The organism is Pseudomonas lundensis (genome assembly GCF_015377145.2).
Classification (GTDB): domain Bacteria; phylum Pseudomonadota; class Gammaproteobacteria; order Pseudomonadales; family Pseudomonadaceae; genus Aquipseudomonas; species Aquipseudomonas lundensis.
Map to the genome: position 1 here is coordinate 2,101,604 of NZ_CP062158.2, position 12,147 is coordinate 2,113,750.

11 protein-coding genes and 2 pseudogenes are annotated in these 12,147 nt (G+C 56.2%); 7 read left to right on the top strand and 6 right to left on the bottom strand.

The genetic code is table 11. The annotated features are described in order from the left end of the window. Window positions 1-3 precede the first annotated feature (3 nt). The 3 genes and pseudogenes from IF654_RS10000 to IF654_RS10010 form a co-directional block, all read left to right on the top strand. Window positions 4-1,221: pseudogene (locus tag IF654_RS10000) on the top strand (RHS repeat-associated core domain-containing protein); the annotation flags it as partial. Between the two features lie 346 nt (window positions 1,222-1,567). Next, the gene (locus tag IF654_RS10005; RefSeq protein WP_194862506.1) at window positions 1,568-1,921 is read left to right on the top strand and encodes a hypothetical protein; all 354 of its coding nucleotides are present in this window, start codon (window positions 1,568-1,570) and stop codon (window positions 1,919-1,921) included. Between the two features lie 19 nt (window positions 1,922-1,940). Next, window positions 1,941-2,930, top strand: a pseudogene (locus IF654_RS10010) (RHS domain-containing protein); the annotation flags it as partial. Between the two features lie 556 nt (window positions 2,931-3,486). On the opposite strand, the gene IF654_RS10015 reads toward IF654_RS10010, so the two are convergent. Both IF654_RS10015 and IF654_RS10020 read right to left on the bottom strand, forming a co-directional pair. Continuing rightward, entirely contained in the window at window positions 3,487-3,750 is a 264-nt protein-coding gene (locus IF654_RS10015; protein WP_194862505.1) for a bacteriocin immunity protein, read from the bottom strand. A gap of 190 nt (window positions 3,751-3,940) precedes the next feature. Continuing rightward, window positions 3,941-4,714, bottom strand: a complete 774-nt coding sequence (locus IF654_RS10020; protein WP_194862504.1) for an ArsR/SmtB family transcription factor — start codon at window positions 4,712-4,714, stop codon at window positions 3,941-3,943. Window positions 4,715-4,788: 74 nt separating this feature from the next. Between IF654_RS10020 and IF654_RS10025 the strand changes: the two genes are divergently transcribed. The 3 genes from IF654_RS10025 (at window position 4,789) to IF654_RS10035 (ending at window position 6,934) form a co-directional block, all read left to right on the top strand. Further along, window positions 4,789-5,946 carry a cytochrome P450 gene (locus IF654_RS10025; protein ID WP_141229996.1) on the top strand — a complete coding sequence of 386 codons (1,158 nt, stop codon included), beginning with the start codon at window positions 4,789-4,791 and terminating at the stop codon, window positions 5,944-5,946. After that, window positions 5,946-6,290: an antibiotic biosynthesis monooxygenase family protein gene (locus IF654_RS10030; RefSeq protein WP_047274948.1), complete on the top strand. Its 345-nt coding sequence runs from the start codon at window positions 5,946-5,948 to the stop codon at window positions 6,288-6,290. Before IF654_RS10025 ends, IF654_RS10030 begins: the two co-directional genes overlap by 1 nt. 146 nt (window positions 6,291-6,436) lie before the next feature. Next, window positions 6,437-6,934, top strand: a complete 498-nt coding sequence (locus IF654_RS10035) for an anti-virulence regulator CigR family protein (protein ID WP_047277267.1) — start codon at window positions 6,437-6,439, stop codon at window positions 6,932-6,934. A gap of 54 nt (window positions 6,935-6,988) precedes the next feature. On the opposite strand, the gene pcp is transcribed toward IF654_RS10035, so the two are convergent. Genes pcp through IF654_RS10050 form a run of 3 tightly spaced genes read right to left on the bottom strand, consistent with a single transcriptional unit; the run spans window position 6,989 to window position 9,322 of the window. Further along, window positions 6,989-7,636 carry a pyroglutamyl-peptidase I gene (gene pcp / locus IF654_RS10040; RefSeq protein WP_094988148.1) on the bottom strand — a complete coding sequence of 216 codons (648 nt, stop codon included), beginning with the start codon at window positions 7,634-7,636 and terminating at the stop codon, window positions 6,989-6,991. Between the two features lie 7 nt (window positions 7,637-7,643). After that, complete coding sequence (locus tag IF654_RS10045) at window positions 7,644-8,594, bottom strand: DUF979 domain-containing protein (RefSeq protein ID WP_047280351.1); 951 nt, start codon at window positions 8,592-8,594, stop codon at window positions 7,644-7,646. Further along, window positions 8,591-9,322, bottom strand: coding sequence for a DUF969 domain-containing protein (locus IF654_RS10050; RefSeq protein ID WP_047274939.1), 732 nt, complete (start codon window positions 9,320-9,322; stop codon window positions 8,591-8,593). Before IF654_RS10050 ends, IF654_RS10045 begins: the two co-directional genes overlap by 4 nt. A 311-nt stretch (window positions 9,323-9,633) precedes the next feature. On the opposite strand from IF654_RS10050, the gene IF654_RS10055 reads away from it, so the two are divergent. Continuing rightward, the gene (locus IF654_RS10055) at window positions 9,634-10,560 is read left to right on the top strand and encodes a LysR family transcriptional regulator (RefSeq protein WP_047274985.1); all 927 of its coding nucleotides are present in this window, start codon (window positions 9,634-9,636) and stop codon (window positions 10,558-10,560) included. Window positions 10,561-10,886: 326 nt separating this feature from the next. Here IF654_RS10055 and IF654_RS10060 read toward each other — a convergent pair whose 3' ends face one another. Continuing rightward, window positions 10,887-12,086: a methionine gamma-lyase gene (locus IF654_RS10060; protein WP_094988147.1), complete on the bottom strand. Its 1,200-nt coding sequence runs from the start codon at window positions 12,084-12,086 to the stop codon at window positions 10,887-10,889. Window positions 12,087-12,147 lie beyond the last annotated feature (61 nt).

Below are 12,147 nucleotides of genomic sequence, written 5' to 3' on the forward strand. Positions count from 1 at the left end.
ACTATTGCTACGAGCGCAGACGACCTGCACCGCGAAGTCGCCCGCCACCAGGGCAACCACCTGCTCCAGACCCAACAATGGGACCCGGCCGGGCGCCTGCAAGAACAGTTTTTAGGCCGCAGCGACGACAAAACCACCCTGCTCAAACGCACCTATCAGTACGACGCAGCCAGCCAACTGACCGACATCCACGACAGCCGTCGTGGGACGCTGTCCTACCGCTACGACCCGGTCGGCCGACTGCTCAACGCCACCAGCCGTCTGGGCGTCGAAACCTTCGCTTTCGACCCGGCCAGCAACCTGCTGGATGAAAAAAACCAACAGGTCCAACGCCCACTGGACCACGACCCCAAACGCAACACCCTGATGGACAACCTGCTGCGCGAATACGCCGGCAGCCACTCCGACTACGACGAACGCGGCAACCAGATCCGCCGCTGGCACAACGGCCAGCACATCCGACTGCACTGGGACCTGTTCGACCGTCTGGTGCGCTTTGAAAACAGCCAACTGCGCGTCGACTACGCCTACGACCCGCTGGGCCGTCGTCTGTACAAACACTCCAACGCCCACCACCTAAACCGAAGCGAAGCCGGTTCGCAGTGGAACCGCAACGAACAGGCGCGCAAACAGCGCGAACTGGGGTGCGGCTTCACGTTATTCGGCTGGGACGGCGAGACCCTCGCCTGGGAAAGCAGCCCCGCGCAGGCCGACGGCGCGAGTGGCAAAACCGTCCACTACCTCTACCAACCCGGCACCTTCGTCCCCGTGGCCCAGGCCCTGCGCCACCAACCGATGCGCCTGTTGGCCCAACCGAGTTACACCGGCGCCTACGACATCGACCAAGACCCGCTATGGACCCACACCCCGCAAGCGCTGCCGATTGACGTGTTGGCCTGGTACCAGTGCGACCACTTGGGCACGCCACAAGAACTGACCGACCACACCGGCCAAATCGCCTGGAGCGCACAGTACAAAGCGTGGGGCGAAGTCAAAGAACAACGCTCGGAATGGGCACAACGCCAAGGCCTGACCAACCCGATCAGGTTTCAGGGGCAATACCACGATCACGAAACAGGGCTGCACTACAATCGGTATAGGTACTATGATCCACGGGTCGGACGATTTGTCAGCAAAGACCCGATCCGCTATGCGGGTGGGTTGAACCTTTATGCGTATGCGCCGAATCCAACGGGGTGGATTGATCCGCTGGGGTTGGCGCGAATCAAAAACGCAGTTGAGGGGGATCGTCGCCATCAAGAATTTAATGCAAGGATAAGGGAGAAGTACCCTGACGCGACAATCCAATGTGAGTGTTATCTACGTGACGCATCTGGGAAGTCTGTTAAGGATCCTATTTCAGAAGAAAGGTGTCGTGTTGATACAGTCGTTATCGAGGATGGTAAGGCGCAGACCTTTGAGGTGACCAGTCCGACCGCCGATAAAACGAAACAAATAGAGAAGGAAATCAATATTCACACAGAGGGAGGGGTATTTATACGTGATAGAACAACTCGAGATTTAATTCCAGTGAATGGCGTTTCTGAAATCGTGAGGATACCTTGAAATGAACCACAATTATTCAGTGTGGGGGACTGTAGAGTCCATAGTGGCGGCTTATAAAATAATGGATGAGAACGGAAATATAGTTCCTGATGTTGAGTCGCAAGTTATTGTGAGGCGGATGCTTACAGCTCTTATAAGGTTCTTTGCCGATAATGAGCTATTGAAAGTTAAACCTTTTGACGCTGATGGCAAATTGATAGATCGCCAATATTTTAGAAGTGAGTTTGCGGATGAAGGTATTGCCTTAATTAAACGCAAAGAATCTGCATGGTTGGATTCAAAAGCATCCAAAAAAAATCCACCTGACATGAAAATATTAGAAAAGGCATTGGCAGAAATCCGAACAGGAAAATAATTTTTTTTGTAGCGTGTAAGTCGCCCGCCACCAGGGCAACTACCTGCTGCAGACCCAACAATGGGACCCGGCCGGGCGCCTGCAAGAACAACTGCTGGGCCGCAGCGACGACAAAACCACCCTGCTCAAACGCACCTACACCTACGACGCAGCCAGCCAACTGACCGACATCCACGACAGCCGCCGTGGGCCGCTGTCTTACCGCTACGACCCGGTCGGCCGACTGCTCAACGCCACCAGCCGCCTGGGCGTCGAAACCTTCGCCTTCGACCCGGCCAGCAACCTGCTGGATGAAAAAAACCAACAGGTCCAACGCCCACTGGACCACGACCCCAAGCGCAACACCCTGATGGACAACCTGCTGCGCGAATACGCCGGCAGCCACTACGACTACGACGAACGCGGCAACCAGATTCGCCGCTGGCACAACGGCCAGCAAAGCCGCCTGCACTGGGACCTGTTCGACCGCCTGGTGCGCTTTGAAAACAGCCAACTGCGCGTCGACTACGCCTACGACCCGCTGGGCCGTCGTCTGTACAAACACTCCAACGCCCACCACCTAAACCGAAGCGAAGCCGGCTCGCAGTGGAACCGTAACGAACAGGCCCGCAAACAACGGGAACTGGGGTGCGGCTTCACCTTGTTCGGCTGGGACGGCGACACCCTGGCTTGGGAAAGCAGCCCCGCGCAGGCCGACGGCGCCAGTGGCAAAACCGTCCACTACCTCTACGAACCCGGCACTTTCGTCCCCGTAGCCCAAGCATTGCGCCACCAACCGAGTTACGAAGGTGGTTATGACATTGATGAAGACCCGCTGTGGACCCACACCCCGCAAGCGCTGCCGATTGACGTACTGGCGTGGTACCAGTGCGACCAACTCGGCACGCCACAAGAACTGACCGACCACACCGGCCAAATCGCCTGGAGCGCGCAGTACAAAGCGTGGGGAAAAGTCAAAGAGCAACGCTCCGAATGGGCACAACAGAAAGGCCTGACCAACCCGATCAAGTGTTTCATGGTTGTAAGCGGTGCTGGTATGGTTGTCACGGAGATTTTAACGTGTGCTTGTAAATACCAAAAATTAAAAGTAGCAGGGAGTATTAAAAGATTAAAGTTGCGAACGTTGCAGATAAAAATAAGTACAGTGCAAGCTTGGCTCGGACGATGAGTAAACGGTATCTCGATAACCTGATGTGTGCCACATTCAATATGAATGATCCGGAATGGATTCAGAAAAAAATGTCGGTGGTTGATTGGTGTAAGCAGGAGTTCCAATGCCAAGGGGGGGCGATTATATGCCTAGGGCATGTTGCGCGAATGCATGGAGTTATTGATAAAGAGATTATATTGGCAGTGCTGCATGATGTACTGAAAGAGGGAAGGCAGGCCGAACTAGCATGTCCGATGAGATTGAACAGTTTGTGAGAGGCTAATTTTTCACTGCGTACTGATGGTAATTCCTCCGTTCAACGTTCAACGTTCAACGTTCAACGTTCAACGTTCAATATGAAAGTTGAATGGTAAGACATGCGGTATGTGTGAGATCAAGTCGAGACTTCAATAATTTATGACGATACTTCTTCGAACCCCGGCAAACCATTGGCTGCACGCCATTCTTTAACCGTTTGGGTGATGCCTTCAGGTGAGTGATCAGCTCCTTCTTCAGGATAATAAATGAGATCAGAGCCCGCTGGATGGGCTGTTAGTTGCTCAAGCGTGTCAAGCATAGGATCGAGCACCTCATCCGGAGCATTTTTGTTAGCAGTGAATATTTCCTGCAAGAAACTGATAAATTCGGCTTCCGTATATTCAGAAATACGCTTTTCCATGGCCTGACTCCTATGAATTTGTTGGCTTGTTAGGCGGACGAAACTTGACTAAGTTAAAAATCTCTCCCTGCCTAAATCAAGTCCACATGATAAATCGTCAAAGTAGTTTTTTCCTGGTTCGCACGGTAACTGAATAATAGTTTGCGAAGCACTGCCCGTTTTTTGATAGATCCCCAGGTCAAGAGATTCGTTATTCGTGAGCCGGTAGTGCTGGCTCGCCAGGTCGTGCCACATTCCGTATGACTGATCGTTCCACTTCTTTGTGTTCCAGCTTGATCCCGAATCGGCCAGACAGCTCCTTTTGCCCCTTGGGCGTTAACGCGAGTGCCCGACTATCAAGGTCTTGGGTCACCCATTTGCGGTTTAAGAGCGTCTGAAGAAACGCTGCTCCGAGGGCCCCGGCAAGGTGAGGACGCCGCATGCTCCAGTCCAGGCATGCGCACGCGAAACGACGTCGTTGGGCCTTTACTTTTTCGAGCTCGATACCGAGGCCGATCATTGCTTTTTCGCCGCTGTTCGTAAGCTGATAGAGGCTCTGCCCAGAGACCAGTGCGGTTAACCACCCGGCCGCCATGAAATGGTCGTGCAGATGGACCGCCAGTGTTCCTGCCATGTGGTCATAACAGGTACGCGCGAACTGCAATCGGGTTGGGGTCGTGGAAACATAGTGTGTGTCTGCGTTCTGGCCGATGACCATGAGGGCCTCGATAGCGTGGGCCACGTGGGTATCCGCCAAGCTGTAGTAACGATGCCTGCCCTGCGTGTGCAACCTGACCAGCCCGTCCTCTTTCAATCTTGCCAAATGCGCGCTCGCAGTGGATGCACTCACGTCCGCGATGACGGCCATTTCGGTACTGGTGCGGGCGTGGCCGTCCATCAGCGAACACAGCATTTTCGTGCGCGCAGGTTCGGCAATAGCGCCAGCAACTCGGGATAACGCGCTGTCAGTGTGATGAGCATCCATATTTCGTTCCTGAGCGAATCATCGGCATGAAGGGTGTTCGATAGTAGCCGGTCTTAATCAACAGGACGCGCGCAATGACACCTTTTGAAGCCGTCACCCATGCCGACCCTTACCCTTACTACGCGGGCCTCAGGCGGCAAAGCGGGCTGTTTTTTGATGCAGATCTTCGTTTATGGATTGCAAGTGATGCCCAATTTGTCGAAGCCATTTTGGGACATCCTGACTGTCGGGTACGTCCAATAAGTGAGCCGGTGCCTGCCGCGATTGCGCAAGGGGCGGCAGGTATGATGTTCGGGCGTTTGATGCGTATGAACGAGGGCGCTGGGCACCTGTGCCCCAGAAGGGCTATCGAGCCTGCCTTGGCCGCTATCGAGACAAGAAACATCGCAGAGATCGTGGCGCGCGTGGTCGGGACCCTCGATTACCCGGTCGACAACCTTGATGAGTTGATGTTTACGCTACCGGTTTGCGTTATGGCTGCCGTGACAGGCGTTCCATTTAGCCAGCTAAAGGAAGTCGCGAAGCGGACTCGGGATTTTGTTGGCTGTCTGTCGCCGCTAAGTGACGAAGTTCAACTCGGTGCAGCCCACCGGGGGGCGATCCGGCTAAGCGAAATATTCACCACGCTGCTTGGCAGTGGCGAGCTAAAAAGCCGCTTCTTGAGCGATATCTTGAGCCGGTGCGAAGCCGCTGCCTGGGGAGATCACGATGCGTTGATCGCCAACCTTATTGGCCTGTTGTCACAGACCTGCGAGGCCACCGCTGGCTTGATCGGCAATACCCTCATAGCGCTTCAGCGTGAACCTCACCTGATTGAAGGCGTGCAGCCTACGCCGATGATTGTTGCGGACTTGGTGGCCGAGGTAGCGCGCTACGACTCGCCCGTGCAAAACACTCGGCGATTCGTGGCTAAGCGTTGCACTGTCGGCGGCAGGGTGCTGGAAGAGGGGGATACCGTGCTGGTGCTGCTCGCTTCAGCCAACAGGGATCCTGACGTCAATCCGGACCCCGATAGCTTCTTGCTCAGACGGACGCAGCGTCGCACCTTCAGCTTTGGGGCGGCAAGGCATGAATGTCCGGGTCGGGCACTTGCATTGACGATCGCCTGCGAGGCGATTTTGGTCTGGCTGCATAGTCATCCTGTCCCGTTTGCCCGTCTGCTGCGGTGGAGCTATTTGCCCTCCCACAATGGCCGCATTCCCACGTTTTATCCTGATGAGGAAACCCGCTAATGATCGCTGTTATTTTTGAAGCATGGCCTCATGAGGTGCAATACCAGCGGTATCTTGACCTTGCCGCTGAACTCAAACCCGTGCTGGCAGAGCTGGATGGCTTTATCTCGGTAGAGCGTTTTCAAAGCCTGAGTGAGCCCGGCAAGGTGCTCTCACTGTCCTTTTGGCGTGACGAGGACGCTATCACACGGTGGCGCGGTCTTGAGCTGCACCGGGCGGCACAATTGGCGGGGCGCAGGCAGGTTTTCGATGACTATCACCTGCGCATTGCCCACGTGGTTCGCGACTATAGTCTTGAGGATCGCCTCCAGGCACCGAGCGATAGCAAACACGCTCATGAGTGAACGGTCGGCGGCAACTGAACGTCAGGCGCGTTCGACCGAAGAGAGTCGACGCGGCGTGGGTGAACGAGAAACGCTTCGGCGTATGAGCCAGGAACCAGCTACTTTCAACAATACCCAGAGGTGCTCCCTTATTTGAGAGGACGGTCATGTTCACATTACGTGTGTTGGCGGCTACGGCCATGTGTTGCTCCCTGGCTTTGACTTCGTTGCCTGTATCCAGCGATCCCGGTAACGGCAAAGGGCCTGATAAAGGTCATGCACAAGGAGGCAAAGGGCAGGGTAATAAGGCGGATCAGGGCCACAAAAATCAGGACTCTAAAGGGAATCAGGGTAATAAAGGCAAGGGCCAACAGGAGGGGGAGTGGGGCCGTTCGCCTCATATCGACAGGGACAGTGTTTTAGGGATTCTGGCAGGCCATCGCAATGACTGGCAGCCTGGCCCGTCACTTCCGCCCGGGATCCAAAAAAACCTCGCGCGGGGAAAACCGCTGCCTCCGGGGATTGCGAAAAAGCTGGACGGCAGGTTGTTAACTCAATTGCCCCACTATGAGGGGTATGAATGGCAACAAGCCGGAGCTGACTTGATCTTGGTTTCGATCGCCAGTGGTCTGATTTATGAAGTGCTTAATGGGGCATTCGATTGAGGTTTCAAGCGGTTTCGAAATGGGCCACCGCGCGAGGGCTTGCCTGCGCAGCCGTCAGCTCACCTGCCCCCCTGAATCGAGGATGTCTACCCAGGTGTCAAGCGCTGTAATGATTGCCACACGCAACCCCTGGACCTGTGTTTCAAGGGTCATGGAAGCCACTGGCTGAGGCGCCAGCGCTACCTGCTGCGGGAGAAACGGCACGTGGATGAATCCGCTGCGTATGCCAGTACCTGCCAGGGCGTGTTGCAGGCAATAGAACACCTGATTGCAGACGAAGGTTCCGGCCGTCTGGGACACTGACGCCGGAATGCCCTCAGCCCTTAACGCCCTCACCATGGCCTTGATCGGCAATGTACTGAAGTAGGCTGCCGGGCCTTCCATGACCACTGGGGTGTCGATGGGCTGGTCGCCCAGGTTGTCGGGAATGCGCGCATCGTTGAGATTGATTGCCACGCGCTCGATGGCAATATCGGTGCGTCCTGGCCCTAGTCCTACGGCAATGACCATGTCTGGCCGCACGGTCTCCAACAGCTCGCGCAAACGGGCCGGGGCTTGGGAAAACACGCACGGCAACTGCCGCGAGACAATCCGGGTGTCTTCCTTTATCAGGCGTTGATCGAGCGCTTTCACGGCTTCCCATGAGGGGTTGAGCGTGTCTTGATCGAACGGTTCGAAACCTGTCAGCAACACAGTACGCATGGGCACCTCACATCAGCAGATAAAGCAGGACAATATTGACCAGCAGCATCATCAGTGCCGTTGGCATTTGCGCTTTGATCACCGCGTATTTGTCCGGAATCTCCAACAGGGCCACCGGCACGATATTGAAGTTGGCCGCCATCGGCGTCATCAGTGTTCCGCAGTACCCTGAGAACATGCCAATGGCGGCCATGACGGCCGGGTTGGCATCGTAAATGCCCACCAGCACCGGAACACCCACGCCACCGGTCATCACCGGGAACGCCGCAAACCCGTTGCCCATGATCACGGTAAACAACGCCATGCCCAGCACATACACCATCACCGCGATCAGGCGGTAGTCCATGTTGATGTAAGACGTTGCGACGTGCGCCACGGCTGTACCCACTCCCGCATCGTTAAACAGCAGGCCGAGCATGGCCAGCATTTGCGGCAGCACCATGGTCCAGCCCAGTGCCTCGGTCAGACGGCGTGATTCGCGCAGGCTTTGCAGGGGCGTATCGCGAGTCAGCAGGCAGGCCAGAATCAAGGCCACAATACAGCCCAGTCCCAAGGACACGAACGTGGTGTTTTTGGGGTCCAGCAGCGGCACGCCAGCAATTTGCGTGTGTTTGAGCAGCATAGAGCCGATAACCGTGACCAGAGGAATTGACAGGGCCGGGATGAACAGCTTGTGTCCCAGTCGCCCGGCGCTGGCGCGTGCTGCCTTGACGTGTAATTCGGCATGCGTTCCGCGGCCTACGCCGCCCAAACCTGCGATCACTGCCATGACCAGTACGCCTACGCCTACAGCGAACGGCGGCAAGCGGTCGCCTACCAGAAAAACGATGGCAAACAGTGCCCAGAACAGGCTGCTGCTCCAGCGTTTTGGATGGGTCTTGTCGCAGGCGATCATAGCGGCGGTGACCATTAACAACACGCCTGCCAGCCAGTAGAAGTACTCAATGGAGATGATCATTGTGCAGCCTCCCGCGAGCCAGGCGTGATGGACGATTGCGGCGAGGTCAGTTGGCGCGTCAGCTGCAAGTCGAAGCGATACAGGCGCAGGGCATGCACGATAAAGGCGCAGATAGCCGTGGGAATTCCCCAGAATGCGATGTGTAAAGGTTCTACATCGAGACCCGAGCCCAGTAAAAAGGTATGCATCAAGGCGATTGCGCCAAAAGCCACGAACACATCTTCGCCAAAGAACAAACCGACATTGTCGGTGGCCGCGCACATGGCCAGCACCTTATGACGCAGTGCTTCGGGCAACTTGCCGAACTTGTTTTCAGCCGCGCCCTCGGCCATGGGGGCCAACAAAGGGCGCACCATCTGCGGGTGGCCACCCAGGCTGGTCAAGCCCACCGCCGCGGTGGTCTCCCGCACGAACAGGTACATGATCAGCAGGCGACCGACCGTGGCCCGTTGAAACTTGGCGATCCAGTTCTGCGCGTGCAAACGCAAGCCATGGCGCTCCAGCAAACCGATCACTGCGAGGGGCAGCAGCAGGATCAGTTGCAAGGCGCGGGTTTGCAGAAACCCTTCGCCCATCAACGTGATGATGTGCTCCAGGGAGAAGCTGGCTGCAAGGCCGGTCACGATCGCGGCCAAACTCACGACCAGTAGAGGATTGAAGCGCAGCACGAAGCCCACGACGATGACGAATACGCCCAATAAGGGCCATAGGTTGACGACGGTTTGCATGGGGAGTGAATCCCTTGGCTGGATGCCGCAACGCCAGGGCAGGCTGGGGTGCGCGCAAGGCGAAAGCGGTCGGGCTCACTTTCGCAACATTGATTCGCTGCCGGACTCAGCGTGTTTTTTTATTGTTGGCGCCCGATGATAGAGCGTCATTGAGCGATATCTTTGGGCGCTTTATTCACTGCGTCCAGTCAAAAAAAGTTGTCACGGCCGAACAAAAAAGTTTGGTCAACGGCTTGCCTGGTCGGGGTGGCTTGGGATTGTTGCAAGGGTTTACAGTGGCAGCCTTGTTTGGTGTGGACGGGCAACCCTGCATGAATATGCGATTCCTTTTGACCTTTGTGTGGGTGGCACGGCTCGGCAGCTTTCGACTGACTGCCGAAAAGCTATCCAGTACACAAGCGGCCATCTCCAGCCGTATCTCGGTGCTGGAAGCTGAGCTCGGCGTGCAGTTGTTTCAACGTGACTCGCGGGGTGTCAGCCTGACCCGTGAGGGGCACAACGTGCTGAGCTATGCGCAAGAGATGCTGGCGACCCAGCAGCGCTTGCTCCAGTCACTGGGCCAGGCCGACACGTTTTCAGGCCGCTTGCGCATTGGGGTCATGGACACCGTGATTCACAGCTGGTTAAGCGAGCTGATTAATGCCCTGAGCCGGGAATACCCGCAGGTTGAAGTCGAGCTGACTGCCGATACGGCCCTCAACCTGAATGAGCAGTTACTCAAGGGGCAGTTGGACCTGATTTTCCAGACAGATTTATTACGGGCCGACGGTGTGCGTAACAGACACCTGGCGTGCTATCCGTTGCGGTGGGTGGTGGCCAGTGGAACCCCGCTTGATCGCCCGTATGAAGGGCTTGCAGCGCTTTGCCAAGAGCGGATCCTGACCTTTTCGCGGCTGTCCCGGCCGCATCAGGACGTGCTCAATTACCTGCATCAGCAAGGCGTGAGCGCGCCACGCATCAGTTGCATCAATTCGGTGGCGGCCATTATCAAGCTGGTGGCTGACGGGTTTGGCATTGGCGTCCTGCCGCCGGTGCTGGTCAGCCGCGAATTGAGTAATGGCAGTCTGGTTGAATTGCCGATGTGTGCTGGGCCCGGCTTTTCGGTCTATGCCAGTTGGCGCGTCGGGGCTGGCCTTGAACTCAATGAAGCGGTTGTCAGCCTTGCGCAAGAGGTGGTGGCCGACTACCAACGTGCCGTTGCTCCGGGCCATCTGGTATTGCCCAAGGCCCTCGATTAGTACAGCTCATCATCTGATCCGTATTTTTATGAATCAACTGCGCCTGTATTGCAGCTCACAATCGGCAGAAAATTGCAGCCAGTCAGATCGCTCAAGCAGGCATCGAACCTTAAACGGTGCAGGGATGCCGTCCGTTGATGCTCACGTTCTGGTTTTCGACACACTTACGGTAGGAACTGATATGGCTAAGATGGGTTGGTTTTTGGGCGGATTTCTGCTGTTGACCATTGGGATCGGCATCCTTGCCACCATTCCGCCGGGTTGATCCCTTTTACATTTAAAGGCCGCTGCGAAATCAGCGGCCTTTTCTGTTTGCGCAAGGGTATTCAGGCGCTGTGCGTGAGGGCTTGTTCAAGATCAGCCAGCAGATCTTCCACGTCTTCCAGGCCAATCGCCAAACGCACCAGCCCCTCACTGATGTCGTGTCGAGCACGCTCCTCCCGCGTGTAAGCCGAATGGGTCATGCTTGCAGGGTGTTGCGCCAAAGATTCTGCACCGCCCAGGCTGACAGCCCGGCTGATCAGTTGCAGAGCGTTCATGAAATGCCGGCCGGCCTCCAGTCCTCCCTTTAGCTCGAAAGCAATCATCCCGCCAGGTTGGCGCATTTGGGATTTAGCCAACTCAAAGTGTGCGAAAGAGGGTAGTCCTGGATAAGACACGGACTTCACGGCCGGGTGATTCTCCAAATACTGGGCAATCACCTGAGCACTGCTGCAATGGCGATCCATACGTAAAGCCAGGGTCTTGAGCCCGCGCATGAGCAGGTACGCATCGTGGGGCGACAGCACGGCCCCCGTGAGGTCCTTCAAGCCCTGCAAGCGAATGCGCGAGGCCAGCGCTTGTGAGGTGACAACAATGCCCGCCGTGATATCGCTGTGCCCACTCAGGTATTTAGTGGCCGAGTGCACGACCACATCGGCGCCTGACTCCAATGGTCGCTGCAAGTAAGGGGTGCAGTAGGTGTTGTCGATCACCACCGTGATGTCAGGATGGGCGTGGGCAACGCGCGCAACAGCTGCAATATCGACGAGTTGCATGTTGGGGTTGGCTGGGGTTTCAAAGTAGATCATGCGCGTGGCGGGGGAGATGGCGGCTTCAAGTGCTTGCATGTCGGTCATGTCGACATGTTTGACCTTGATGCCGAACTCCCCGATGCCGTGATGCAGCAGGGCAAAGGTGCAGCCATACAGGGTGCGGCTTACGATCAGTTCATCCCCCGGGCGCAGTAGGGTCCAGAAGGTCGTGGCAATAGCGCCCATGCCAGAACTGAAGGCAATACCGGCTTCGCCGTTTTCCAGTGTCGCCATGCGTGCTTCGAGCAGCGCGAGGGTGGGATTGGAAATGCGTGTATAAAAATGCCCGTCTTCTTCTCCGGCGAAACACGCTGCGCCGTATTCAGCAGTCGGAAAAGCAAACGTGGACGTCAGGTAAATGGGAGGAATCAGGGCACCCTGATTCTCTAGGGCGTTGTAGCCGTGGTGGATCGCGCGGGTAGAAAAGCCGAACTCATTTTTTTTGTCGTTCATGCTGGACGCTCCGATATTTCCTACAATGCTATGCTCAAATTCGAAGCGATAAATACCAATT